The sequence below is a fragment of the Streptomyces sp. NPDC055254 genome (assembly GCF_053606025.1).
Genome location: NZ_JBSGQV010000026.1, coordinates 30551 through 55705 on the forward strand (window position 1 = coordinate 30551; position 25155 = coordinate 55705).

24 protein-coding genes are annotated in these 25155 nt (G+C 70.9%); 21 read left to right on the forward strand and 3 right to left on the reverse strand.

The window, feature by feature from the left end:
- The first annotated feature begins 98 nt into the window (after nt 1–98).
- From ACWFQ8_RS22905 to ACWFQ8_RS22960, 12 genes are all read left to right on the forward strand, one after another.
- Nucleotides 99–641: a hypothetical protein gene (locus ACWFQ8_RS22905; protein ID WP_453788118.1), complete on the forward strand. Its 543-nt coding sequence runs from the start codon at nt 99–101 to the stop codon at nt 639–641.
- 157 nt (nt 642–798) lie between these two features.
- Entirely contained in the window at nt 799–1716 is a 918-nt protein-coding gene (pdxS, locus tag ACWFQ8_RS22910) for a pyridoxal 5'-phosphate synthase lyase subunit PdxS (protein ID WP_030010552.1), read from the forward strand.
- Nucleotides 1717–1722: 6 nt separating this feature from the next.
- A complete protein-coding gene (gene pdxT, locus ACWFQ8_RS22915) occupies nt 1723–2316 on the forward strand; it encodes a pyridoxal 5'-phosphate synthase glutaminase subunit PdxT (protein ID WP_453788119.1) in 594 nt (197 codons plus the stop codon).
- A 57-nt stretch (nt 2317–2373) separates the two neighbouring features.
- Nucleotides 2374–3126 carry a YebC/PmpR family DNA-binding transcriptional regulator gene (locus tag ACWFQ8_RS22920; protein ID WP_384375083.1) on the forward strand — a complete coding sequence of 251 codons (753 nt, stop codon included), beginning with the start codon at nt 2374–2376 and terminating at the stop codon, nt 3124–3126.
- A gap of 142 nt (nt 3127–3268) precedes the next feature.
- Complete coding sequence (ruvC, locus tag ACWFQ8_RS22925) at nt 3269–3799, forward strand: crossover junction endodeoxyribonuclease RuvC (RefSeq protein WP_453788120.1); 531 nt, start codon at nt 3269–3271, stop codon at nt 3797–3799.
- Nucleotides 3796–4428: a Holliday junction branch migration protein RuvA gene (gene ruvA, locus ACWFQ8_RS22930; protein ID WP_453788121.1), complete on the forward strand. Its 633-nt coding sequence runs from the start codon at nt 3796–3798 to the stop codon at nt 4426–4428. Before ruvC ends, ruvA begins: the two co-directional genes overlap by 4 nt.
- Nucleotides 4429–4555: 127 nt before the next feature.
- Nucleotides 4556–5626: a Holliday junction branch migration DNA helicase RuvB gene (gene ruvB, locus ACWFQ8_RS22935; RefSeq protein ID WP_453788122.1), complete on the forward strand. Its 1071-nt coding sequence runs from the start codon at nt 4556–4558 to the stop codon at nt 5624–5626.
- Nucleotides 5627–5791: 165 nt separating this feature from the next.
- A complete protein-coding gene (gene yajC / locus ACWFQ8_RS22940) occupies nt 5792–6268 on the forward strand; it encodes a preprotein translocase subunit YajC (RefSeq protein ID WP_453788123.1) in 477 nt (158 codons plus the stop codon).
- Nucleotides 6269–6420: 152 nt separating this feature from the next.
- Nucleotides 6421–8202, forward strand: a complete 1782-nt coding sequence (gene secD, locus ACWFQ8_RS22945; RefSeq protein ID WP_453788124.1) for a protein translocase subunit SecD — start codon at nt 6421–6423, stop codon at nt 8200–8202.
- Nucleotides 8203–8205: 3 nt separating this feature from the next.
- Nucleotides 8206–9261: a protein translocase subunit SecF gene (gene secF, locus ACWFQ8_RS22950; RefSeq protein WP_453788125.1), complete on the forward strand. Its 1056-nt coding sequence runs from the start codon at nt 8206–8208 to the stop codon at nt 9259–9261.
- The gene (locus ACWFQ8_RS22955) at nt 9258–9812 is read left to right on the forward strand and encodes an adenine phosphoribosyltransferase (protein ID WP_453788126.1); all 555 of its coding nucleotides are present in this window, start codon (nt 9258–9260) and stop codon (nt 9810–9812) included. Before secF ends, ACWFQ8_RS22955 begins: the two co-directional genes overlap by 4 nt.
- 278 nt (nt 9813–10090) lie before the next feature.
- Nucleotides 10091–12505, forward strand: coding sequence for a RelA/SpoT family protein (locus tag ACWFQ8_RS22960; RefSeq protein ID WP_453788127.1), 2415 nt, complete (start codon nt 10091–10093; stop codon nt 12503–12505).
- Between the two features lie 81 nt (nt 12506–12586).
- Here the strand turns inward: ACWFQ8_RS22960 and ACWFQ8_RS22965 are convergent, their stop codons facing one another.
- Nucleotides 12587–13816: a DUF349 domain-containing protein gene (locus ACWFQ8_RS22965; RefSeq protein WP_453788128.1), complete on the reverse strand. Its 1230-nt coding sequence runs from the start codon at nt 13814–13816 to the stop codon at nt 12587–12589.
- Nucleotides 13817–14006: 190 nt separating this feature from the next.
- Entirely contained in the window at nt 14007–14789 is a 783-nt protein-coding gene (locus tag ACWFQ8_RS22970) for a peptidylprolyl isomerase (RefSeq protein WP_453788129.1), read from the reverse strand.
- Nucleotides 14790–14942: 153 nt separating this feature from the next.
- On the opposite strand from ACWFQ8_RS22970, the gene ACWFQ8_RS22975 reads away from it, so the two are divergent.
- From ACWFQ8_RS22975 to ACWFQ8_RS22990, 4 genes are all read left to right on the forward strand, one after another.
- The gene (locus ACWFQ8_RS22975) at nt 14943–15653 is read left to right on the forward strand and encodes an MBL fold metallo-hydrolase (RefSeq protein ID WP_453788130.1); all 711 of its coding nucleotides are present in this window, start codon (nt 14943–14945) and stop codon (nt 15651–15653) included.
- 10 nt (nt 15654–15663) lie between these two features.
- Nucleotides 15664–16926 carry a histidine--tRNA ligase gene (gene hisS / locus ACWFQ8_RS22980; protein ID WP_453788131.1) on the forward strand — a complete coding sequence of 421 codons (1263 nt, stop codon included), beginning with the start codon at nt 15664–15666 and terminating at the stop codon, nt 16924–16926.
- Nucleotides 16927–17072: 146 nt separating this feature from the next.
- Nucleotides 17073–17687, forward strand: coding sequence for a vitamin K epoxide reductase family protein (locus tag ACWFQ8_RS22985; RefSeq protein WP_453788132.1), 615 nt, complete (start codon nt 17073–17075; stop codon nt 17685–17687).
- A 50-nt stretch (nt 17688–17737) separates the two neighbouring features.
- Entirely contained in the window at nt 17738–19090 is a 1353-nt protein-coding gene (locus ACWFQ8_RS22990) for a replication-associated recombination protein A (protein WP_453788133.1), read from the forward strand.
- An 88-nt stretch (nt 19091–19178) separates the two neighbouring features.
- Here the strand turns inward: ACWFQ8_RS22990 and ACWFQ8_RS22995 are convergent, their stop codons facing one another.
- Nucleotides 19179–20090: a DUF2470 domain-containing protein gene (locus tag ACWFQ8_RS22995; RefSeq protein WP_453788134.1), complete on the reverse strand. Its 912-nt coding sequence runs from the start codon at nt 20088–20090 to the stop codon at nt 19179–19181.
- A 55-nt stretch (nt 20091–20145) separates the two neighbouring features.
- Between ACWFQ8_RS22995 and rpsD the strand changes: the two genes are divergently transcribed.
- The 5 genes from rpsD to ruvX all read left to right on the forward strand — a co-directional run bounded on the left by rpsD (nt 20146) and on the right by ruvX (nt 25048).
- On the forward strand, nt 20146–20757 hold the full coding sequence (gene rpsD / locus ACWFQ8_RS23000; RefSeq protein WP_384537663.1) for a 30S ribosomal protein S4: 612 nt from the start codon (nt 20146–20148) through the stop codon (nt 20755–20757).
- A gap of 361 nt (nt 20758–21118) precedes the next feature.
- Nucleotides 21119–21553 carry a DUF948 domain-containing protein gene (locus ACWFQ8_RS23005; protein WP_453788135.1) on the forward strand — a complete coding sequence of 145 codons (435 nt, stop codon included), beginning with the start codon at nt 21119–21121 and terminating at the stop codon, nt 21551–21553.
- Between the two features lie 8 nt (nt 21554–21561).
- Entirely contained in the window at nt 21562–21906 is a 345-nt protein-coding gene (locus ACWFQ8_RS23010) for a DUF6167 family protein (RefSeq protein ID WP_453788136.1), read from the forward strand.
- The gene (gene alaS / locus ACWFQ8_RS23015) at nt 21906–24575 is read left to right on the forward strand and encodes an alanine--tRNA ligase (protein WP_453788137.1); all 2670 of its coding nucleotides are present in this window, start codon (nt 21906–21908) and stop codon (nt 24573–24575) included. The genes ACWFQ8_RS23010 and alaS overlap by 1 nt, the downstream gene beginning before the upstream one ends.
- 2 nt (nt 24576–24577) lie before the next feature.
- A complete protein-coding gene (gene ruvX / locus ACWFQ8_RS23020; protein ID WP_384537649.1) occupies nt 24578–25048 on the forward strand; it encodes a Holliday junction resolvase RuvX in 471 nt (156 codons plus the stop codon).
- Nucleotides 25049–25155 lie beyond the last annotated feature (107 nt).

Here is a 25155-nt window from a genome sequence, read left to right on the forward strand (position 1 = left end):
CCCGCAACGATGTGGATCACGCAGCCCAGGGGCTGGGCGCGGGGTGGGGCCACGGGCGATGGGGGCCGGGGGCGCGGGGAGCGGTAGTGTCGCCGCCCGTGATCGAAAACCTTGTCTGGACCGCCGTGGCGCTGGCCGTGGTCGGGGTGTACCTCAGTTGGACCGCCGGGCGGCTGGACCGGCTGCATTCGCGGATGGACGCCGCGCGGGCCGCGCTCGACGCGCAGCTCGTGCGGCGGGCCTCGGTGGTCCTGGAGGTCGCCACCTCCGGGGTGCTCGACCCCGCGTCCTCCCTCGTGCTGTACGAGGCCGCCCACGCAGCGCGGCAGGCCGAGGAGGAGCACCGGGAGGTCGCCGAGAGCGAGCTCAGCCAGGCCCTGCGGGCGGTGTTCGCCGACGTCGACCAGGTCGACGTGCTGAAGGCGGCGCCCGGTGGGGCCGAGGCCACCGAGGAGCTCGCGGAGGCCGTGCGCCGCGTGCCCATGGCCCGGCGGTTCCACAACGACTCGGTGCGCGCCGCCCGGGCCCTGCGCAGGCACCGCAAGGTCCGCTGGTTCCGGCTGGCCGGGCACGCGCCCTTCCCGTTGGCCTTCGAGATGGACGACGAGCCCCCGGCCGACCTCGCCGAACGGCCCGTGTAGGGCGCGGTCCAGGGCCGCCGGGGACAAAAGGAAGGAGCCACCGGCTCCACATTGGCCCTTGCTGTGGACTGGTCGATGGGGTTTTCTCGGTCAGGTAGAACCCGTAGCACCTGTCGTACCCGTCTTCTTTTCGAGTTTCCTTCGAGTGAGGTCATCCGTGAGCACGCTTCCCACCTCCCCCCAGTCCGCCGAGTCGGCCATCGGCACCTCGCGCGTCAAGCGCGGCATGGCCGAGCAGCTCAAGGGCGGCGTGATCATGGACGTGGTCAACGCCGAGCAGGCGAAGATCGCCGAAGATGCCGGCGCCGTGGCCGTCATGGCCCTGGAGCGGGTGCCCGCCGACATCCGCAAGGACGGCGGCGTGGCGCGCATGTCCGACCCGAACATGATCGAAGAGATCATCGAGGCCGTCTCGATCCCGGTCATGGCCAAGTCCCGCATCGGCCACTTCGTCGAGGCCCAGGTGCTGCAGTCCCTCGGTGTCGACTACATCGACGAGTCCGAGGTCCTGACCCCGGCCGACGAGGTCAACCACTCCGACAAGTGGGCGTTCACCACTCCCTTCGTCTGCGGCGCCACCAACCTGGGCGAGGCCCTGCGCCGCATCGCCGAGGGCGCGGCCATGATCCGTTCGAAGGGCGAGGCCGGCACCGGCAACGTCGTCGAGGCCGTCCGTCACCTGCGCCAGATCAAGAACGAGATCGCCCGCCTGCGCGGCTACGACAACAACGAGCTGTTCGCCGCCGCCAAGGAGCTGCGCGCCCCGTACGAGCTCGTCAAGGAGGTCGCCGAGCTCGGCAAGCTCCCGGTCGTGCTGTTCTCCGCCGGTGGCGTGGCCACCCCGGCCGACGCCGCCCTGATGCGTCAGCTCGGCGCCGAGGGCGTCTTCGTCGGCTCCGGCATCTTCAAGTCCGGCGACCCCGCCAAGCGCGCCGCCGCCATCGTGAAGGCCACCACCTTCTACGACGACCCGAAGATCATCGCGGACGCCTCCCGCAACCTGGGCGAGGCCATGGTCGGCATCAACTGCGACACCCTCCCCGAGTCCGAGCGCTACGCCAACCGCGGCTGGTAACCGGTCATGACCCCTACCCCCGTGATCGGTGTCCTGGCTCTCCAGGGCGACGTACGGGAGCACCTGATCGCCCTGGCCTCGGCGGACGCCGTGGCCAGGCCGGTCCGGCGTCCCGAGGAGCTCGCCGAGGTCGACGCGCTGGTGATCCCCGGCGGCGAGTCCACGACCATGTCGAAGCTCGCCGTGCTGTTCGGCATGCTGGAGCCGCTGCGCGAGCGCGTGGCCGCGGGCATGCCGGTCTACGGCACCTGCGCCGGCATGATCATGCTGGCGGACAAGCTCCTGGACGGCCGTGAGGACCAGGAGACGCTCGGCGGCATCGACATGATCGTCCGCCGCAACGCCTTCGGCCGGCAGAACGAGTCCTTCGAGGCGAAGGTCGACTTCGCGGGCGTCGAGGGCGGCCCCGTCGAGGGCGTCTTCATCCGCGCCCCCTGGGTCGAGTCCGTCGGCGCCTCGGCCGAAGTGCTGGCCACGTACGACGGCCACACGGTCGCGGTGCGCCAGGGCAACGTCCTCGCGACCTCGTTCCACCCCGAGCTGACCGGCGACGACCGTGTTCACGCCTACTTCGTCGACATGGTGCGCGCGGGGCTGTGACCCGGTCCCGGTAGGATCGGGGACGAACACTGTTGGTGACGCGAAGGAGACAGGCGGATGTCCGGCCACTCTAAATGGGCTACGACGAAGCACAAGAAGGCCGTGATCGATGCCAAGCGCGGCAAGCTCTTCGCGAAGCTGATCAAGAACATCGAGGTCGCGGCCCGTATGGGCGGCGCCGACATCGACGGCAACCCGACGCTCTTCGACGCCGTTCAGAAGGCCAAGAAGAGCTCCGTCCCGAACAAGAACATCGACTCCGCGGTCAAGCGCGGCGGCGGTCTCGAAGCCGGCGGCGCCGACTACGAGACGATCATGTACGAGGGCTACGGTCCGAACGGTGTCGCGGTGCTCATCGAGTGCCTCACCGACAACCGCAACCGCGCCGCCTCCGACGTCCGCGTCGCCATGACCCGCAACGGCGGTTCGATGGCCGACCCGGGCTCGGTCTCGTACCTGTTCAACCGCAAGGGCGTCGTCATCCTGCCCAAGGGCGAGCTGTCCGAGGACGACGTCCTGGAGACGGTGCTGGAGGCGGGTGCCGAAGAGGTCAACGACCTCGGTGACAGCTTCGAGATCATCAGCGAGGCCACGGACATGGTCGCCGTCCGCACGGCGCTCCAGGAGGCCGGCATCGACTACGACTCGGCCGACTCCAACTTCCTGCCGACCATGCAGGTCGAGCTGGACGAGGAGGGCGCGCGCAAGATCTTCAAGCTGATCGACGCGCTGGAGGACAGCGACGACGTGCAGAACGTCTTCGCCAACTTCGACGTCTCGGACGAGGTCATGGAGAAGGTCGACGCCTGAGCGGCGTCCACCGCTCGTACGCGGCACCGGCGGGCCGACGGGGACACACCCCGTCGGCCCGCCGTCGTGTTGCGCGCGATGTCAGTGGCGGCGGATAGCCTGCCTGCCACGGACAGGTGATCGAAGAACAGGGGGGTGGGCGGTGCGCGTACTCGGCGTGGACCCGGGACTGACGCGGTGCGGCGTCGGTGTCGTCGAAGGGGTCGCCGGCCGTCCCCTGGCCATGCTCGCCGTGGGGGTCGTACGCACGCCCCCCGATGCCGAGCTGGGCCACCGGCTCGTCGCCATCGAGCAGGGCATCGAGCAGTGGCTCGACGAGCACCGGCCCGAGGTCGTCGCCGTCGAGCGGGTGTTCAGCCAGCACAACGTCAGTACCGTGATGGGCACCGCCCAGGCGAGCGCCGTGGCGATGCTGTGCGCGGCCCGCCGCGGCATACCCGTCGCGCTGCACACCCCGAGCGAGGTCAAAGCCGCCGTGACCGGCAGCGGCCGGGCCGACAAGGCCCAGGTCGGCGCCATGGTCACCCGGCTGCTGCGGCTCGCGGCCCCACCCCGACCGGCCGACGCCGCCGACGCGCTCGCCCTCGCCATCTGCCACATCTGGCGGGCCCCCGCCCAGAACCGCCTCCAGCAGGCGGTCGCCCTGCACACCTCGAAAGGCCGTACCCGATGATCGCCTTCGTCAGCGGCCCCGTGGCCGCCCTCGCCCCCACCGTGGCCGTGATCGAGGTCGGCGGCGTGGGCATGGCCGTCCAGTGCACTCCGAACACCATCGCCGCCCTGCGCACGGGGGAGCACGCCAAGCTGGCGACCTCCCTCGTCGTCCGGGAGGACTCGCTGACGCTGTACGGCTTCGCCGACGACGACGAGCGCCAGGTCTTCGAGCTGCTCCAGACCGCCAGCGGGGTCGGGCCCCGGCTGGCCCAGGCGATGCTCGGCGCGCACAGCCCCGACGCCCTGCGCCTCGCGGTGTCCACGGGGGACGAGAAGGCGCTGACGGCCGTCCCCGGCATCGGCAAGAAGGGCGCGCAGAAGCTGCTGCTGGAGCTCAAGGGGAAGCTCGGACAGCCCCTGGGCGCGAGCGGCCTCGTCGGGGCGCAGCGGGCGGCCGCCGCCGGGCCCGCCCCGTGGACGGAGCAGCTCGCCGCCGCGCTGATCGGCCTCGGGTACGCGTCGCGGGAGGCCGAGGAAGCGGTGTCGGCGGTGACCCCGCAGGCCGAGGCCGCCATCGCCGCAGGGGGGTCGGCCCCCGTACCGCAGCTGCTGCGGGCCGCCCTCCAGTCCCTGAACCGGGCCCGCTGAGTCGGCCGGGCCGCGCCCACCGGGCCCCGGGCCGGCCTCGGCCGCTGCCGCGGGCTCAGCCCGCGGAGCCGGGTGCGCGGCCCGCAGACGACAGACCACCGCACGACCGAGAAGGCAGACTGACACCGTGAACCGGTACGACGAGAGCGACGCCGAGACCGAGCGACTCGTCGCGGCAGCCGCCGACGGCGAGGACACCGCCGTCGAGGCGGCGCTGCGGCCCAAGGACCTCGGCGAGTTCGTCGGCCAGGAGAAGGTCCGCCAGCAGCTGGACCTCGTCCTCAAGGCCGCCCGCCAGCGCGGCGCCACCGCGGACCACGTCCTGCTCTCCGGCGCCCCCGGGCTCGGCAAGACCACCCTGTCGATGATCATCGCGGCCGAGATGGGCGCGCCGATCCGGATCACCTCCGGCCCCGCCATCCAGCACGCCGGCGACCTCGCCGCGATCCTCTCCTCCCTCCAGGAGGGCGAGGTCCTCTTCCTCGACGAGATCCACCGCATGTCCCGGCCCGCCGAGGAGATGCTCTACATGGCCATGGAGGACTTCCGCGTCGACGTGATCGTCGGCAAGGGTCCCGGGGCCACCGCCATCCCCCTGGAACTGCCGCCGTTCACCCTCGTCGGTGCCACCACCCGCGCCGGGCTGCTGCCCCCGCCGCTGCGGGACCGCTTCGGATTCACCGGCCACATGGAGTTCTACGCCCCCGAGGAGCTGGAGCGGGTGATCCACCGCTCCGCCCGCCTCCTCGACGTGGAGATCGACACCGTCGGCGCGGCGGAGATCGCCGGCCGCTCCCGGGGCACCCCGCGCATCGCCAACCGGCTCCTGCGCCGGGTGCGCGACTACGCGCAGGTCCGGGCCGACGGCGTGATCGACCGAGCGGTGGCCGCGAGCGCGCTCCAGGTGTACGAGGTGGACGAGCGCGGCCTGGACCGGCTGGACCGGGCGGTGCTGGAAGCCCTCCTCAAGCTGTTCGGCGGCGGCCCCGTCGGGCTCTCCACCCTCGCCGTCGCCGTCGGCGAGGAGCGCGAGACGGTCGAGGAGGTCGCCGAGCCCTTCCTGGTCCGCGAGGGTCTGCTCGCGCGCACGCCGAGGGGCCGGGTGGCGACGCCCGCCGCCTGGGCCCACCTGGGACTGGTTCCGCCCGGGCACGGCGGGAGCGGACCAAGCGGACAACAGGGCTTGTTCGGGGCCTGACGGCGCGGAGGTTCGACCCCTCAGGAACTGCGGTGCCATGCTGGGCGTTGTTCCATCGGTGCGGACTCGCCTAGACTCCGCCGATGCCGACCTTTCGGGTCGGCATGCCCACCCCCGTAGAAATGGCCGCCGTCCGCGTGCGGTCGTGCGAAGGATCTCCGTCCCGTGAACAGTAGTCTCGTGACCTTCCTCCCGTTCATCGTGCTCATCGGGGCGATGTTCCTGATGACCCGTTCGGCGAAGAAGAAGCAGCAGGCGGCCGCGCAGATGCGCGATCAAATGACGCCCGGCACCGGGGTCCGCACCATCGGCGGCGCGTACGCCACGGTGAAGGAGGTCGGTGACGACACCGTCACCCTGGAACTGGCCCCCGGGGTCCACGCCGTCTTCGCGAAGAACGCCATCGGTGCCGTCCTGGAGGACGCGGAGTACAACCGCATCGTCCACGGCATCCACGACGACGCGGCGAGCGACACGCCGGTCGTCCCGGACGACGCGTCCTCGCTGACCGGTACCCCCGAGTCGGGTCCGGCCGAGGACGGCGAGGCGCCCAAGCTCGACCTGGGCAAGAAGGACGGCGATTCCAAGGACGGCGAGGCCGGCAAGGACGGCAAGGCCGACGGCGAGGCTGGCGCGAAGTAGCGCTCGGCAGGGGACCGCGCAGGCGCCCGACCGGCGACCGACGCGGTCCCCGTCCGTGACACTTCTGCGGGGGCAGGGGTCCCCACCACACATTTCGTGGCCGTCCGCGCGCTGACCCGGCGCGGGACGGTTGGACAGGGAGAAACGACAAGGTGGCAGCACCGAAGAAGGGCCGGCGGCCCACGGGGGCTCAGGGGAGGCCGGGGCGCGCCCTGGCGATCATCCTGATCGCGATGGTGGCGCTCACCGCGGGGATGTTCCTCTCCCAGCAGACGACTCCCCGGCTCGGCATCGACCTCGCCGGCGGAACGAGCATCACGCTCAAGGCCAAGAGCGAGCCCGGCAAAGAGAACGCCGTCAACGAGACCAATATGAACACGGCGGTCGGCATCATCGAGCGCCGCGTGAACGGTCTCGGCGTGTCGGAGGCGGAGGTCCAGACCCAGGGCCGCGACCACATCATCGTCAACATCCCCAAGGGGATGAACGAGAAGCAGGCGCGCGAGCAGGTCGGCACCACCGCCCAGCTGTACTTCCGTCCCGTGCTCGCCTTCGCGGACGGCGCCCCCGTCGCCCCCGAGGGAACGCAGAGCCCGAGCCCCTCCCCGAGCGCCTCCGGTGCCCCGAAGGCCGAGGACGGCAACAAGGCCAGTCCCTCCGCCACCCCGTCGTCCAGCGCCACTTCCCAGGGCCGCGCGCTCAGTGAGGCCCTCAAGGCCCCGAACGCCCCCACTCCCTCGCCCTCGGCGAGCGAGTCGAAGAAGGCAGACGACAACAAGGCTCCGACGCCGTCCGCGCCGCCCACGGGCGACGAGGCCGCCGCGGCCGCGCTCCAGGCCAAGTTCGCCGCCCTCAACTGCGCCGACGAGGCGCAGCGCGCCGCCGTCGGCAAGGGCGTCAAGCCGGAGGAGCCGACGCTCGCCTGTGGCAAGCGCGGCGAGGCCTGGGGCAAGTGGGTGCTCGGTCCGGCCGCCGTCGAGGGCAAGGACGTCAAGAGCGCCAAGGGCGTCATCGACCCGCAGGCCGGCGGCTGGATCGTCACCATGGACTTCAACGACCGCGGCTCCGACGCGTTCGCCAAGGTCACCGGTGAGCTCGCCGCCAAGCAGTCCCCGCAGAACCAGTTCGCGATCGTGCTCGACGGCGACGTGGTCTCCGACCCGTCCGTCAGCACCGCGATCATGGGCGGCAACGCCCAGATCTCCGGCGGCTTCACCCAGCAGTCCGCGCAGGACCTGGGCAACATGCTCTCGTACGGCGCGCTCCCCCTGTCCTTCCAGGAGGACAGCGTCACCACCGTCACCGCCGCGCTCGGCGGCGAGCAGCTGCGGGCGGGTCTGATCGCGGGCGCGATCGGCCTCATCCTCGTGGTGATCTACCTGCTGGTCTATTACCGCGGCCTGGCGTTCATCGCGATCATCTCGCTGCTGGTGTCGGCGATCCTGACCTACACGATCATGGCGCTGCTCGGAAAGGGCATCGGCTTCGCGCTGAACCTGCCCGCCGTCTGCGGCGCGATCGTGGCGATCGGCATCACGGCGGACTCGTTCATCGTGTACTTCGAGCGGATCCGCGACGAGATCCGCGAGGGCCGCACCCTGCGTCCGGCCGTCGAGCGCGCCTGGCCGCGGGCCCGGCGCACCATCCTCGTGTCCGACTTCGTGTCGTTCCTGGCGGCCGCGGTGCTGTTCATCGTCACCGTCGGCAAGGTGCAGGGCTTCGCCTTCACGCTGGGTCTGACCACCCTGCTCGACGTGGTCGTGGTGTTCCTCTTCACCAAGCCGGTCATGACCCTGCTCGCGCGGACGAAGTTCTTCTCCAGCGGTCACCCGTGGTCCGGGCTGGACCCGAAGCGGCTGGGTGCCAAGCCCCCGCTGCGCCGGTCCCGCTCCACCGGTTCCGCCCCCGCCCCCGTCGAAGCAAAGGAGGCGTGAGAGATGTCGAAGCTGGGAGATCTCGGCGCCAAGCTGTACCGCGGTGACGTCGGCTACGACTTCGTCGGCAAGCGTTTCCTCTGGTACGGCGTTTCCATCCTGATCACCATCACGGCGATCGTGGCCCTGGCCGTTCAGGGCCTCAACATGGGCATCGAGTTCAAGGGCGGTGCCGTCTTCACCACGCCGAAGACGGCCGTCTCCGTCGCGCAGGCGACCGAGGACGCGGAGAAGGCCTCGGGCCACGACGCGATCGTCCAGGAGCTCGGCACCGGCGGCCTGCGGATCCAGATCTCCGGCGTCGACACCGACGCCGCGACCGAGGTGAAGAAGCAGCTCGCCACCGACCTCAAGGTCACCGAGGCCGACATCAACGCGGATCTGGTCGGCCCCAGCTGGGGCTCCCAGATCGCCAACAAGGCCTGGACCGGCCTCGGCATCTTCATGGTGCTCGTGGTCATCTACCTCGCCATCGCCTTCGAGTGGCGCATGGCGGTCGCGGCCCTGATCGCCCTGATCCACGACCTCACGATCACGGTCGGCGTGTACGCGCTGGTCGGCTTCGAGGTCACCCCGGGTACGGTCATCGGCCTGCTGACCATCCTCGGTTACTCCCTCTACGACACCGTCGTCGTCTTCGACGGTCTCAAGGAGGGGTCGAAGGACATCACCAAGCAGACCCGCTGGACGTACAGCGAGGTGGCCAACCGCAGCATCAACGGCACGCTGGTCCGCTCGATCAACACCACCGTCGTGGCACTGCTCCCGGTCGCCGCGCTGCTGTTCATCGGTGGCGGCTTCCTGGGCGCCGGCATGCTGAACGACATCTCGCTGTCGCTGTTCGTCGGCCTCGCGGCCGGTGCGTACTCCTCGATCTTCATCGCGACCCCGCTGGTCGTGGACCTCAAGGAGCGCGAGCCGGCGATGAAGGCCCTCAAGAAGCGGGTGCTCGCGAAGCGGTCGGCCTCGGCGGCGCGTGGCGAGTCCGGCGACGAGGGCTACGGGTCCGGTGACGACCAGCAGGTCGTGGCACAGGGCCGCCCGGGACGGCGCCGGTGACGGCCCCGCTGTCCGAGGACGTACGGGCGCTGCTGCTCGGCCGGATCAAGGACGTCCCGGACTACCCGAAGCCGGGCGTGATGTTCAAGGACATCACCCCGCTGCTGGCGGACCCGAAGGCGTTCGCCGCGCTGACGGACGCGCTGGTGGAGCTGGCGGGCCGGTACGGCGCGACGAAGATCGTCGGACTGGAGGCGCGCGGGTTCATCCTGGCGGCCCCGGTGGCCGTGCAGGCCGGGATCGGCTTCGTGCCCGTGCGCAAGGCCGGGAAGCTGCCGGGGGCCACGCTCGCGCAGTCCTACGAGCTGGAGTACGGGACCGCGGAGATCGAGATCCACGCGGAGGATCTGGCGGGCGGTGACCGGGTCATGGTCATCGACGACGTGCTGGCCACCGGTGGTACCGCGGAGGCGTCGCTGGAGCTGATCCGGCGGACCGGGGCGGAGGTGGCCGGGGTGGCGGTGCTGATGGAACTGTCGTTCCTGCCCGGGCGGGCCAAGCTGGCCGGGGCCCTGGCAGGGGCTCCGTTGGACGCGCTGATCGTCGTCTGACGGTCGTTGCTCGCGGAGCGGCGGGTGTCCGGGGCCTCCCGGGCGCCCGCCGCTTTCGCGTGCGGAGCCGCTGCGGGAGCTCCGCCCCCGGACCCCCGCGCCTCAAACGCCGGCGGGGCTGACTAGCCTCCCGCGCCTCGAACGGCCGGGAGGCCGGAACTGGTACGCGCGGCTGAAAATACTCCCCGGGTGGGCTCGGGGAACGGGGGCGGCGAACCCTCGCTACCATGGTTTATCCGGACCTGACCGGGGCACCGGATCCGCTTTGAGGAGTGCTCTTGCCAGACGAGGTCCAGCCACTCTCCGCCGCGCAGCCCGATCCGCAGGCCGAGCCGGCCGCGGCGCCCGCCGCCACGCCCCCGCCGGTCAAGCCCGGGTCGGCGAAGTCGGCCGGGTCCTCCAACCGGGTGCGGGCCCGCCTCGCCCGGCTCGGGGGGCAGCGTTCCAACCCGTACAACCCGGTCCTGGAACCGCTCCTGCGCATAGTCCGCAGCAACGACCCCAAGATCGAGACGGCGACGCTGCGCCAGCTGGAGCAGGCCTACCAGGTCGCGGAGCGCTGGCACCGCGGCCAGAAGCGCAAGAGCGGCGACCCGTACATCACCCACCCGCTCGCGGTGACCACCATCCTCGCCGAGCTCGGCATGGACCCGGCCACCCTGATGGCCGGCCTGCTGCACGACACCGTCGAGGACACCGAGTACGGGCTGGAGGACCTGCGCCGCGACTTCGGCGACGCCGTGGCCCTGCTCGTCGACGGCGTCACCAAGCTCGACCGGGTCAAGTTCGGCGAGGCCGCCCAGGCGGAGACCGTCCGCAAGATGGTCGTCGCCATGGCCAAGGACCCGCGCGTCCTGGTCATCAAGCTCGCCGACCGGTTGCACAACATGCGCACCATGCGCTACCTCAAGCGGGAGAAGCAGGAGAAGAAGGCCCGCGAGACCCTTGAGATCTACGCCCCGCTGGCGCACCGGCTGGGCATGAACACCATCAAGTGGGAGCTGGAGGACCTCGCCTTCGCGATCCTGTACCCCAAGATGTACGACGAGATCGTCCGGCTGGTGGCCGAAAGGGCCCCCAAGCGCGACGAGTACCTGGCCGTCGTCACGGACGAGGTGCAGACCGACCTACGGGCGGCGCGGATCAAGGCCACCGTCACCGGCCGGCCCAAGCACTACTACAGCGTCTACCAGAAGATGATCGTCCGCGGCCGTGACTTCGCGGAGATCTACGACCTGGTGGGCATCCGCGTCCTCGTCGACACCGTCCGGGACTGCTACGCGGCCCTCGGCACGGTGCACGCGCGCTGGAACCCGGTCCCGGGCCGGTTCAAGGACTACATCGCGATGCCCAAGTTCAACATGTACCAGTCGCTCCACACGACGGTCATCGGGCCCAGCGGCAAGCCGGTCGAGCTCCAGATCCGCACCTTCGACATGCACCGCCGGGCCGAGTACGGCATCGCCGCGCACTGGAAGTACAAGCAGCAGACCGTGGCGGGCACCTCCAAGGTCCGCACCGACGTCCCCCAGACCGCCAAGAGCAGCGCGGGCCACGACACGGTCAACGACATGGCGTGGCTGCGCCAGCTGCTGGACTGGCAGAAGGAGACCGAGGACCCCGGCGAGTTCCTCGACTCGCTGCGCTTCGACCTCTCCCGCAACGAGGTCTTCGTCTTCACGCCCAAGGGCGACGTCATAGCGCTGCCCGCCGGCGCCACCCCCGTGGACTTCGCGTACGCCGTCCACACCGAGGTCGGCCACCGGACGATAGGGGCCAGGGTCAACGGCCGGCTCGTCCCGCTGGAGTCCACCCTCGACAACGGCGACCTCGTCGAGGTCTTCACCTCCAAGGCCGAGGGCGCCGGTCCCTCCCGCGACTGGCTCGGCTTCGTCAAGTCCCCGCGGGCCAGGAACAAGATCCGCGGCTGGTTCTCCAAGGAGCGCCGCGACGAGGCCATCGAGCACGGCAAGGACGCCATCGCGCGGGCCATGCGCAAGCAGAACCTGCCGATCCAGCGCATCCTCACCGGCGACTCCCTGGTCACCCTGGCGCACGAGATGCGCTACCCCGACATCTCCTCGCTGTACGCGGCCATCGGCGAGGGTCACGTGGCCGCGCAGGGCGTCGTGCAGAAGCTGGTGGCGGCCCTCGGCGGCGAGGAAGCAGCCAACGAGGACATCGAGGAGAGCATCCCGCCGGCGCGGGGCCGCGCCAAGCGGCGCAGCAACGCCGACCCGGGCGTCGTCGTCAAGGGCGTCGACGACGTGTGGGTCAAGCTGGCCCGCTGCTGCACCCCGGTACCGGGCGACCCGATCATCGGGTTCGTCACGCGGGGCAGCGGCGTATCGGTCCACCGCGCGGACTGCGTCAACGTGGACTCGCTCTCCCAGCAGCCCGAGCGGATGCTGGAGGTCGAGTGGGCGCCCACCCAGTCCTCGGTCTTCCTGGTGGCCATCCAGGTGGAGGCGCTGGACCGGTCCCGCCTGCTGTCGGACGTCACCCGCGTCCTGTCGGACCAGCACGTGAACATCCTGTCGGCGGCCGTCCAGACCTCCCGCGACCGGGTGGCCACCTCGCGGTTCACCTTCGAGATGGGCGACCCGAAGCACCTGGGTCACGTCCTCAAGGCCGTCCGGGGCGTCGAGGGCGTGTACGACGTCTACCGCGTGACCTCGGCCAGGCGCCCGTAGCCGGCCGGGACCCGCACACGACGGTGGGCGCCACCCCCGAGGGGGTGGCGCCCACCGTCGTGTGCGCGGTGTCCGGGGCGGTCAGCCGCCGAACTCCTCCAGGCCCTTGAGCGCCTGGTCCAGCAGAGCCTGGCGGCCCTCCAGCTCACGCGCCAGCTTGTCGGCCTTGGCGTTGTTGCCGGCGGCGCGCGCGGCATCGATCTGCTGGCGCAGCTTGTCCACCGCGGCCTGGAGCTGACCCGTCAGACCGGCCGCGCGGGCCCGCGCCTCCGGGTTCGTACGGCGCCACTCGCCCTCCTCGGCCTCCTGGATGGCCCGCTCGACCGTGTGCATCCGGCCTTCGACCTTGGGCCGGGCGTCGCGCGGCACGTGGCCGATGGCCTCCCAGCGCTCGTTGAGGGAGCGGAAGGCGGCCCGGGCCGCCTTCAGGTCCGTCACCGGGAGGAGCTTCTCGGCCTCGTCGGCCAGCTCCTCCTTGAGCTTGAGGTTCTCCACCTGCTCGGCGTCACGCTCGGCGAAGACCTCGCTGCGGGCCGCGAAGAACACGTCCTGCGCGCCGCGGAAGCGGTTCCACAGGTCGTCCTCGGACTCGCGCTGCGCCCGGCCGGCCGCCTTCCAGTCCGCCATCAGCTCGCGGTAGCGTGCGGCCGTCGGACCCCAGTCGGTCGACTTCGACAGCGCCTCGGCCTCCGCGACCAGCTTCTCCTTCACCTTGCGGGCGTCCTCGCGCTGCGCGTCGAGCGAGGCGAAGTGGGCCTTGCGGCGCTTGGAGAAGGCGGAGCGGGCGTGCGAGAAGCGGTGCCAGAGCTCGTCGTCCGATTTGCGGTCCAGGCGCGGCAGACCCTTCCAGATGTCCACCAGGGCGCGCAGCCGCTCGCCCGCACTGCGCCACTGGTCGCTCTGTGCCAGCTGCTCGGCCTCGACGACCAGCGCGTCCTTGGCCGCGCGGGCCTCGTCCGTCTGCTTGGCCCGCTGGGCCTTGCGCTCCTCGCGCCGGGACTCGACGGTCGAGACCAGCTTGTCCAGCCGTACCCGCAGAGCGTCGAGGTCGCCGACGGCGTGGTGCTCGTCCACCTGCGTGCGCAGGTGGTCGATCGCCGTCTGGGCGTCCTTGGCGGACAGATCAGTGGTCCGCACCCGCTTTTCGAGGAGGCCGATCTCGACCACCAGGCCTTCGTACTTGCGCTCGAAATAGGCCAGGGCCTCCTCGGGGGTGCCCGCCTGCCACGAGCCGACGACCTTCTCGCCCTCGGCAGTACGCACGTACACGGTGCCCGTCTCGTCGACTCGGCCCCACGGGTCGCTGCTCACAGCGCCTCCTCCACCTGATGCCTGCGAGGGGTTCTCCCCCTGGGCATCGTCCACAGTTTCCTGGGGCGGGCCGCGCCCGCCCTGCACAACGCCAACATAGGCGACCGCCGGGCCGGCTGTCCGCATCCCGCACGACGGAATATCGACGTGCGGGCGGGAGAGCGGCCTGGCCCGGGGCCGCCGCGGGCCGTCAGTTCTGGGTCACGGAACCCTTCTCGATCTTGACCTCGTTCTTCGGGGCGCCGTCCTGGCCGCCGTCCGCCGTACCGGCCTTGGCGACCTCCTCCAGGACCTTCAGGCCGGCCGCGTCGATCGTGCCGAACGGGGTGTACGAGGGCGCCAGCGGGCTGTCCTTGTAGACGAGGAAGAACTGGCTGCCGCCGGAGCCGGGCTGGCCGGTGTTGGCCATCGCCACGGTGCCCGCCGGGTAGACGACCTGGCCCTGCTCGTTCGCCTTGCCGAGGGCGTCGAGGTTCTCGTCCGGGATGGTGTAGCCGGGGCCGCCCGTGCCGGTGCCCTTCGGGTCGCCGCACTGGAGCACGAAGATCCCGCCGGTCGTGAGGCGGTGGCACTTCGTGTTGTCGAAGTAGCCCTTGTCGGCGAGCGACTTGAAGGAGTTGACGGTCTGCGGGGTCTTCGCCGCGTCCATCGTGAAGTTGATGTCGCCCGCGCTCGTCTTCAGCGCGAAGGTGTACTTCGCCTTCTGGTCGATCGCCATCTCCGGCGACGGGGACTGCTGCGGCGTCGGCTCGGCCGACGGGCTCGCGGCGGGGTCGGCCGCCTGGTCCTTCTTGTCCGTGTCGAAGACACCGCCCACGACGAGGCCGACCAGCGTCGCGACCACCACGGCCGCCGCCGCGCCGATCACGGCCGCACGGCGGCGGGCCTTCTGCCGGGCCTCGGCCCGGCGCTGCTGCTGGCGCTCGTACTTCTCCCTGGCGAGCTGTCGCCGTCGCTGATCGCTCGTGACCACCGGGTCGTCTCCTTGTGCGTCTCTGGTACTGCTGTCCGGGCTGGGCTAGGCCGTACCGTATATGGGTTCGCTGTGTAATGAGCGGCGCCGGTAGGCTCTGAGCAGCAGCATTCGGATCTGCAGCCTCCCACCGGACGACGATTGAGGACGAACGTGCTGATTGCCGGGTTCCCCGCCGGGGCCTGGGGGACCAACTGTTACGTGGTCGCCCCCGCCGCCGGTGAGGAGTGCGTCATCATCGACCCCGGCCACCAGGCCGTCCAGGGCGTCGAGGAGACGCTGAGGAAGCATCGGCTCAAGCCCGTCGCGGTCGTGCTGACCCACGGCCACATCGATCATGTGGCCTCGGTGGTCCCGGTGTGCGGAGCACACGACGTCCCGGCCTGGATCCACCCGGAGGACCGCTACATGATGAGCGACCCGGAGAAGGCCCTCGGCCGCTCCATCGGGATGCCGCTCATGGGCGAGCTCACCGTGGGGGAGCCGGACGACGTCCGCGAGCTGACCGACGGGGCCGCCCTGCGATTGGCCGGAATGGATTTCTCCGTCGCGCACGCGCCGGGCCATACCAAGGGGTCGGTGACCTTCAGGATGCCCGAGCTCGCCGACGTCCCGCCGGTGTTCTTCTCGGGAGACCTGCTCTTCGCCGGCTCCATCGGACGCACCGACCTGCCCGGCGGCTCCCACGCCGAGATGCTCGACTCGCTGGCCCGGGTGTGCCTGCCGCTCGACGACTCGACCGTGGTCCTCTCCGGACACGGTCCCCAGACCACCATCGGCCGCGAGCGCGCGACCAACCCGTACCTGCGGGAAGTCGCCGCCGGCCCCAGGGGCGGTACGGCCGCCCCGCGACGAGGAATGTGACGAGAGCTTCGTGAGCACCTTCAAGGCCCCCAAGGGCACGTACGACCTGATCCCGCCGGTCTCCGTGAAGTACCTGGCGGTGCGCGAGGCCATCGCCGCCCCGCTGCGCAACTCCGGCTACGGCTACATCGAGACGCCCGGCTTCGAGGACGTCGGCCTCTTCGCCCGCGGTGTCGGCGAGTCCACCGACATCGTCTCCAAGGAGATGTACGCCTTCGAGACCAAGGGCGGCGACCAGCTGGCCCTGCGTCCCGAAGGCACCGCCTCGGTGCTGCGCGCGGCCCTGGAGGCCAGCCTGCACAAGCAGGGCAACCTGCCGGTCAAGCTCTGGTACTCGGGCTCGTACTACCGCTACGAACGCCCGCAGAAGGGCCGCTACCGCCACTTCTCGCAGGTCGGCGCCGAGGCGATCGGTGCCGAGGACCCGGCGCTGGACGCCGAGCTGATCATCCTGGCCGACCAGGCCTATCGTTCGCTGGGCCTGCGCAACTTCCGGATCCTGCTGAACTCGCTGGGCGACAAGGAGTGCCGCCCGGTCTACCGGGAGGCGCTCCAGTCCTTCCTGCGCGGGCTCGACCTCGACGCGGAGACCGTCCGCCGGGCCGAGATCAACCCCCTGCGGGTGCTCGACGACAAGCGGGCCGACGTGCAGAAGCAGCTGGGGGGCGCGCCGATGCTGCGGGACTACCTGTGCGACGCCTGCAAGGCCTACCACGAGGAGGTCCGGTCGCTGATCACCGAGGCCGGGGTCCCCTTCGAGGACGACGAGAAGCTGGTGCGCGGGCTGGACTACTACACCCGGACCACCTTCGAGTTCGTCCACGACGGCCTGGGCTCGCAGTCCGCCGTGGGCGGCGGCGGCCGCTACGACGGCCTGTCCGAGATGATCGGCGGACCGGCTCTGCCGTCCGTGGGCTGGGCGCTGGGCGTCGACCGCACGGTGCTCGCCCTGGAGGCGGAGGGCGTCGAGCTGGACCTCCCCGCCACCACGTCGGTGTTCGCGGTGGCGCTGGGCGACGAGGCCCGGCGGGTGCTGTTCGGCAAGGTCACCGAGCTGCGGCGGGCCGGGATCGCGGCGGACTTCTCCTACGGCGGCAAGGGCCTCAAGGGCGCCATGAAGGACGCCAACCGCTCGGGCGCCCGGTTCGCCGTGGTCGCCGGCGAGCGGGACCTCGCCGAGGGCGTGGTGCAGCTCAAGGACATGGAGGCCGGCGAGCAGACGGCGGTGCCGCTGGCCGATCTCGTCGAGACGGTCCGGGCCCGCCTGGCCTGAGCACGACCCGGTCGCGGACGCGGCGCGGACGGGGCGGGAGAGCCATTCTCCCGCCCCGTCCTTATCCCGGTCGAACGGCCGACGGCATGCCCCGTACGGCACAATGGCCGGTGCTTGATCACCTTGCAGATGTGGAGCGGGCGGGTATGACGACAACGAGCGCCGGCGGGGACACCGCCCCGCGGACGTACGGCGGGAGCCGGGCCCTGGCCCTGCTGCTGGTCATCACGGGGGCCGCGGGTCTGCTCGCCGCCTGGATCATCACGATCGACAAGTTCAAGCTGCTGGAGGACCCGAACTTCACCCCGGGCTGCAGCCTGAACCCGATCGTCTCCTGCGGCAACATCATGAAGAGCGACCAGGCGGCCGTCTTCGGCTTCCCGAACCCGATGCTGGGCCTGGTCGCCTACGGCATGGTGGTCTGCGTCGGCATGAGCCTGCTGGCCGGAGCCCGCTTCCGCCGCTGGTACTGGCTCACCCTCAACGCGGGCACCCTGTTCGGCGTCGTCTTCTGCGCCTGGCTGACCTACCAGTCGCTGTACAACATCAACTCGCTGTGCCTGTGGTGCTGCCTCGCCTGGGTCGCCACGATCTTCCTGTTCTGGTACGTGACCTCGTACAACGTGCGCGAGGGGATGCTGCCGGCCCCCGGCTGGCTGCGGGCGTTCCTGGACGAGTTCACCTGGGTGGCGCCCGTGCTGCACGTCGGGATCATCGGCATGCTGATCCTGACCCGCTGGTGGGACTTCTGGACCTCCTGAGCCGCCGCCGCCCGGCCGGGACTGTCGGTGGCCTCGCATAGGCTTCCTGTGTGGAACCAGACCTGTTCACCGCAGCCGCCGAAGAGCGCCGGGCGAAGGATCCCGCGAGTTCTCCGCTCGCCGTCCGGATGCGCCCGCGCACCCTGGACGAGGTGGTCGGCCAGCAGCACCTCCTCAAGCCGGGCTCGCCGCTGCGGCGACTGGTGGGGGAGGGCGCCGGAGGTCCGGCCGGTGCCTCGTCGGTGATCCTGTGGGGTCCGCCCGGCATCGGGAAGACCACCCTGGCCTACGTGGTCAGCCAGGCGACGCAGAAGCGGTTCGTCGAGCTGTCCGCCATCACGGCGGGCGTCAAGGAGGTCCGGGCCGTCATCGAGGGCGCCCGCCGCGCGGCCGGAGGATACGGCAAGGAGACCGTCCTCTTCCTCGACGAGATCCACCGTTTCAGCAAGGCGCAGCAGGACTCCCTGCTTCCTGCCGTCGAGAACCGCTGGGTGACGCTGATCGCGGCGACCACCGAGAACCCGTACTTCTCGATCATCTCCCCGTTGCTCTCCCGGTCGCTGCTGCTCACCCTGGAACCGCTGACGGACGAGGACCTGAGCGCGCTGATGCGCCGCGCGCTCACGGAGGAGCGCGGCCTCGGCGGGGCCGTGTCCCTGCCGGCGGACGCGGAGGCGCACCTGCTGCGGATCGCGGGCGGCGACGCCCGGCGGGCGCTGACGGCCCTGGAGGCGGGGGCCGGCTCCGCCATCGCCAAGGGCGAGGACGAGATCTCCCTGCGGACGGTGGAGGAAGCCGTCGACCGCGCGGCCGTCACGTACGACCGGGACGGCGACCAGCACTACGACGTGGCGAGCGCGCTCATCAAGTCGATCCGGGGTTCGGACGTCGACGCCGCGCTCCACTACCTGGCGCGGATGATCGACGCGGGGGAGGACCCGCGGTTCATCGCCCGACGCCTGATGATCTCGGCGAGCGAGGACATCGGCCTGGCGGATCCGACGGCCCTGCCGATCGCGGTGGCCGCCGCCCAGGCGGTGGTCCTGATCGGCTTCCCGGAGGCCGCGCTGACCCTGAGCCACGCCACGATCGCCCTCGCGCTGGCCCCGAAGTCGAACACGGCCACGACCGCGATCGGCGCGGCGCTCGCCGACGTACGGGCGGGGCTGGCCGGCTCCGTGCCGCCCCATCTGCGGGACGGCCACTACAAGGGCGCGGCCAAGCTGGGACACGCGCAGGGGTACGTGTACCCGCACGACGTACCGGGGGCCATCGCAGCCCAGCAGTACGCCCCGGACGAGATCCACGGCAGGCGGTACTACGAGCCGACGCGGTACGGAGCCGAGGCGCGCTACGCGGACGTCGTGGAGAAGGTGCGGGAACGGCTGCGCGGCGGTTCCTGAGCGGGCCCGGTCCGGAAATCCGGGGCTCCTGAGCGGCCCCCGGCCCGGGGAGGCCGGGGCCCGGGACCGGCGGGAGCGGGCTCGTCCGTCAGCGGTGGGAGGCGGCCGAGAACAGCGTGCGCATCGCCCGGCGGAGGCCGCGGACGTCCGCGACCGGCTCCGGGAAGTCGAAGCGGGCGTCGAAGGGGGCCGAGCCGCCGCCGGTGAAGCGGACACGCAGACCGAGTCGGTCCAGGGCGAGGGGGACGGCGGTCGCGCCCCGTGCCTCCCGGTGGCCCAGCAGGCCGGCCAGTCCGCCGAGCCGGTCGCCGTGGGAGGCGTGCAGGTGCTGGAGCAGCTCCGTCTCGTGGGCGACCATCGGGTCCGGCTCCGCCGCCGCCAGGTCGTCCGGATCCACGTGCTCGGCGCCCCACAGGTCGTCCACCGAGATCTCGCCGACCTCCAGCCGCAGCATCATCCAGGCCGGGCGGACGGAGCGGGGGTGCTCGGCCGGCTCGCTCAGCCCCAGCAGTTCGCCCACCGGGTGGCGCTCCGCGAGCAGCGCCGCGCAGGCCGCGCGATCGTCCCCGCGCACCGGTGTCAGCCACCCGGCCAGCCACGCGCGGCCTCGGATACGATGGGGCACGGACACCGGCGCCACGTCCGTGATCTCGATCACGGCGGTGAGGTCGTCGTCCTGGGCGTGAGCGGCTGCCCTGGCAGCCGCGGATTCCCCGGAAACAAGGAGAATCACGTCCCCGTCCGGGGTGACGGTCCGTGCGGCCGGCATCCCCGTCCCGAACTCGTCGGGTTCGTGCGTGTCACGAGCACCCGGCAGGGTGAGGGATACTGAGGCGTTGGACTCTACGAGGGTTCGTACGCGTTCGGCTCCGGTGAGCTGCCGAACGCCTTCCCTGGGACGCGGCTGACCTTGCCTATCGTCGTCGAAAGCAGATTCCGTTTCGTTGGAATCTGAACTTCGATGCGCACTGGGCAGGGGGATCCCATGTGGTCGAGACATTACGTCCTCCTCGCTAAGGTAAGCCTCACCTAACTTACATGGAGGTAGGTTCCACGTGAACCAGAAGCGACCCAAGGTCAAGAAGTCGCGTGCCCTCGGCATTGCGCTGACCCCGAAGGCCGTCAAGTACTTCGAGGCCCGCCCCTACCCGCCGGGCGAGCACGGCCGTGGCCGCAAGCAGAACTCGGACTACAAGGTTCGTCTGCTGGAGAAGCAGCGTCTGCGCGCTCAGTACGACATCTCTGAGCGTCAGATGGCCCGCGCGTACGACCGCGCCAAGAAGGCCGAGGGCAAGACGGGCGAGGCGCTGGTCGTCGAGCTCGAGCGTCGTCTCGACGCCCTGGTCCTGCGTTCGGGCATCGCCCGCACCATCTACCAGGCCCGCCAGATGGTCGTTCACGGCCACATCGAGGTCAACGGTGACAAGGTCGACAAGCCGTCGTTCCGTGTCCGCCCGGACGACGTCGTGACCGTGCGCGAGCGCAGCCGCGAGAAGGTTCCGTTCCAGGTTGCCCGTGAGGGTGGCTACGCAGGCGAGGGCGAGACCCCGCGCTACCTGCAGGTCAACCTGAAGGCCCTGGCCTTCCGCCTGGACCGCGACCCGAACCGCAAGGAAATCCCGGTCATCTGCGACGAGCAGCTCGTCGTCGAGTACTACGCCCGCTGACGCAGGCGTAGCCCTCACAGGCTGGTCGAAGCCCGTCGTCCCCTCCGGGGGGCGGCGGGTTTCGCGTGGGCCCGGCGCGTCGGAAGGGCCTGCGTGCGCAGCACCAGGGCCTCGCGGGGCACCGACCGCCCGGCGGCGGCGTACGCGGCGTACCGCTCGGCGCCCAGCACCCTCGCCCGCCCGCCCCTGGCACATCGGCACGTCGCTGTTCAGTTCCCGACCTCCCCGTAGCGCCCGGACGCGCGGCGTACAAGCGATCGCCGTCGACCGCGGAATTCCGGTACGGCCGGGGATCTCCGGCGCGATAGGGTCGTAGGGCGAATCCTCCTGCAGTTCAGGTACAGACAGAGAGCGGTGCGACGTGTCCGGTGGAGAGGTGGCCGGGATCCTCGTGGCCGTCTTCTGGGCCATCCTGGTCTCCTTCCTCGCCGTCGTGCTGGTGAGGCTGGCCCAGGTGCTCAGGGCGACCACCAAGCTGGTGGCCGAGGTGACCGATCAGGCGGTGCCGCTGCTGGCCGACGCCTCCACGACCGTCCGCTCCGCGCGCACCCAGCTGGACCGGGTCGACGCCATCGCGAGCGACGTCCAGGAGGTCACCTCCAACGCCTCCGCGCTGTCCTCCACCGTGGCCTCCGCCTTCGGCGGCCCGCTGGTCAAGGTCGCGGCGTTCGGCTACGGCGTCCGCAGGGCGCTGGGCCGGACGGACGAGGCGCAGCCGCCCGCCAAGAAATCCCGACGCACCGTGATCGTCGGCCGTACGGTGCCGGCGGCCGGGCGCCGCAAGCAGAAGGGCTGAGACCGCCGATGTTCCGCCGAGCCTTCTGGTTCACCGCCGGCGCGGCCGCCGGCGTGTGGGCCACCACCAAGGTCAACCGTCAGCTGAAGAAGCTGACGCCCGAGAGCCTCGCGGCGCAGGCTGCCGACAAGGCCGTGGAGGCGGGCCACCGCCTCAAGGATTTCGCCCTCGACGTCAAGGCGGGAATGACGCAGCGCGAGGACGAGCTGAACGACGCACTGGGGCTGACCCAGGATCCCGACCGCCCCGACAACGTCACCGCCCTCCCCGGGCAGCGACGGCTGCGGGCCCTCGGGAACGACACGACCGACCACCGACCGAAGTTCACGTACGACCGGAATGAGGACCACTGATGGAGTCGGCTGAAATCCGCCGCCGCTGGCTGAGCTTCTTCGAGGAGCGCGGTCACGCCGTTGTCCCTTCGGCGTCGCTCATCGCGGACGACCCGACTCTTCTGCTGGTCAACGCGGGCATGGTCCCCTTCAAGCCGTACTTCCTCGGCGAGACCAAGCCCCCGGCCCCCCGCGCCACCAGCGTGCAGAAGTGCGTCCGGACGCCGGACATCGAAGAGGTCGGCAAGACCACCCGCCACGGCACGTTCTTCCAGATGTGCGGCAACTTCTCCTTCGGCGACTACTTCAAGGAAGGCGCCATCAAGTACGCCTGGGAGCTGCTCACCGGCTCCGTGGCGGACGGCGGCTACGGCCTGGAGCCGGAGAAGCTGTGGATCACCGTCTACCTCGACGACGACGAGGCCGAGACGATCTGGCGCGACGTCATCGGCGTCCCCGCCGAGCGGATCCAGCGCCTGGGCAAGAAGGACAACTTCTGGTCCATGGGCGTGCCCGGCCCCTGCGGCCCGTGCTCGGAGATCAACTACGACCGCGGCCCCGAGTTCGGCGTCGAGGGCGGCCCGGCCGTCAACGACGAGCGCTACGTGGAGATCTGGAACCTGGTCTTCATGCAGTACGAGCGCGGCGCCGGCGACGGGAAGGAAGACTTCCCGATCCTCGGTGACCTGCCGTCGAAGAACATCGACACGGGCCTGGGCCTCGAACGTCTCGCGATGATCCTGCAGGGCGTGCAGAACATGTACGAGACCGACACCCTGCGCGTCGTCATGGACAAGGCCACCGAGCTCACCGGTGTCCAGTACGGGGCCGCCCAGGGCACCGACGTGTCGATGCGCGTGGTCGCCGACCACATCCGCACCTCCGTGATGCTCATCGGCGACGGCGTCACCCCCGGCAACGAGGGCCGCGGCTACGTGCTGCGCCGGATCATGCGCCGAGCCATCCGCAACATGCGCCTCATGGGCGCCACCGGTCCGGTCGTCCAGGACCTCGTCGACGTCGTGATCGACACGATGGGGCAGCAGTACCCGGAGCTCGTCACCGACCGCAAGCGCATCGAGACCGTCGCGCTCGCCGAGGAGGCCGCCTTCCTCAAGGCCGTCAAGGGCGGCACCAACATCCTCGACACCGCCGTGACCGAGACCAAGGCCGCCGGCGGCACGGTCCTCTCCGGCGACAAGGCGTTCCTGCTCCACGACACCTGGGGCTTCCCGATCGACCTGACCCTGGAGATGGCGGCCGAACAGGGCCTCTCCGTGGACGAGCCCGGCTTCCGCCGCCTGATGCAGGAGCAGCGCGACCGCGCCAAGGCCGACGCCAAGGCCAAGAAGACCGGCCACGCGGACATGTCCGCGTACCGGGAGATCGCCGACGGGTCCGGCGCCACCGAGTTCACCGGCTACGCCACCACCCAGGGCGAGTCCACCATCGTCGGCCTCCTGGTCAACGGCGTCTCCGCGCCCGCCGCCTCCGAGGGCGACGAGGTCGAGGTCGTCCTCGACCGCACCCCGTTCTACGCCGAGGGCGGCGGCCAGCTCGCCGACCAGGGCCGCATCAAGCTCGACACGGGCGCCGTCATCGAGATCCGCGACGTCCAGCAGCCGGTCCCGGGCGTCTCCGTGCACAAGGGTTCCGTCCAGGTCGGCGAGGTGACGGTGGGCGCCTCCGCGTACGCCGCCATCGACGTGAAGCGCCGGCGCGCCATCGCCCGCGCCCACTCGGCCACCCACCTGACGCACCAGGCGCTGCGCGACGCGCTGGGCCCGACGGCCGCTCAGGCCGGTTCCGAGAACTCGCCCGGACGCTTCCGCTTCGACTTCGGTTCGCCGAACGCCGTCCCCGGCACGGTCCTCACCGACGTCGAGCAGAAGATCAACGACGTGCTTTCCCGCGAGCTCGACGTGACCGCCGAGATCATGAGCATCGACGAGGCGAAGAAGCAGGGCGCCATCGCCGAGTTCGGCGAGAAGTACGGCGAGCGCGTGCGCGTCGTCACCATCGGCGACTTCTCGAAGGAGCTGTGCGGCGGCACGCACGTCGGCAACACCGCCCAGCTGGGTCTGGTGAAGCTGCTCGGCGAGTCCTCCATCGGCTCCGGCGTGCGCCGCGTCGAGGCCCTCGTGGGTGTGGACGCGTACAACTTCCTCGCCAAGGAGCACACGGTCGTCGCCCAGCTCCAGGAGCTGGTCAAGGGCCGCCCCGAGGAGCTGCCGGAGAAGATCGCCTCCATGCTCGGCAAGCTGAAGGACGCCGAGAAGGAGATCGAGAAGTTCCGCGCGGAGAAGGTCCTCCAGGCCGCCGCCGGGCTCGCCCAGAACGCCCAGGACATCCACGGCGTCGCCCTCGTCGTGGGCCAGGTGCCGGACGGCACCGGCGCCGACGACCTGCGCAGGCTGGTCCTCGACGTCCGCGGCCGCATCCCTGGCGACCGCCCGGCCGTCGTGGCCCTGTTCACCGTGGCGAACGACCGCCCGCTGACCGTCATCGCCACCAACGAGGCCGCCCGCGAGCGCGGTCTCAAGGCCGGCGACCTGGTCCGTACGGCCGCCAAGACCCTCGGCGGCGGCGGTGGCGGCAAGCCGGACGTCGCCCAGGGCGGTGGCCAGAACGCGGCCGCCGTGCCGGAGGCCATCAGCGCCGTCGAGCGCCTCGTCGTCGAGACGGTCTGACGATGGCACTGCGCCGCGGCCGCCGCCTCGCGATCGACGTAGGGGACGCCCGGATCGGGGTCGCTTCCTGCGACCCCGACGGGGTCCTGGCCACACCGGTGGAAACGGTGCCCGGCCGGGACGTCCCCTTCGCCCACCGGCGGCTGCGGCAGCTCGTCGAGGAGTACGAGCCCCTTGAGGTCGTGGTCGGTCTGCCCCGTTCGCTCAGCGGACGGGAGGGGCCGGCCGCGGTCAAGGTGCGCGCCTTCGCGAACGAACTCGCCAAGGGCATCAAGCCGGTGACGGTGCGTCTGGTGGACGAGCGGATGACCACGGTCACCGCCGCCCAGGGCCTGCGGGCCTCGGGGAGGAACGCGAAGAAGGGCCGTTCGGTCATCGATCAGGCAGCCGCTGTGGTGATCCTTCAGAACGCTCTTGAGACCGAACGGGTATCAGGTAATCCGCCCGGCGAGTGCGTCGAAGTGGTTGTCTGATCGCGATACGGTAACGTTCCGCGCGATGAGACGGCATTCGAACAGCCGTCGCCCACCACCAAAGAGGCGGAACCGGGTGTCGCGGAAGACGTAGCCCGCGGCCTTCG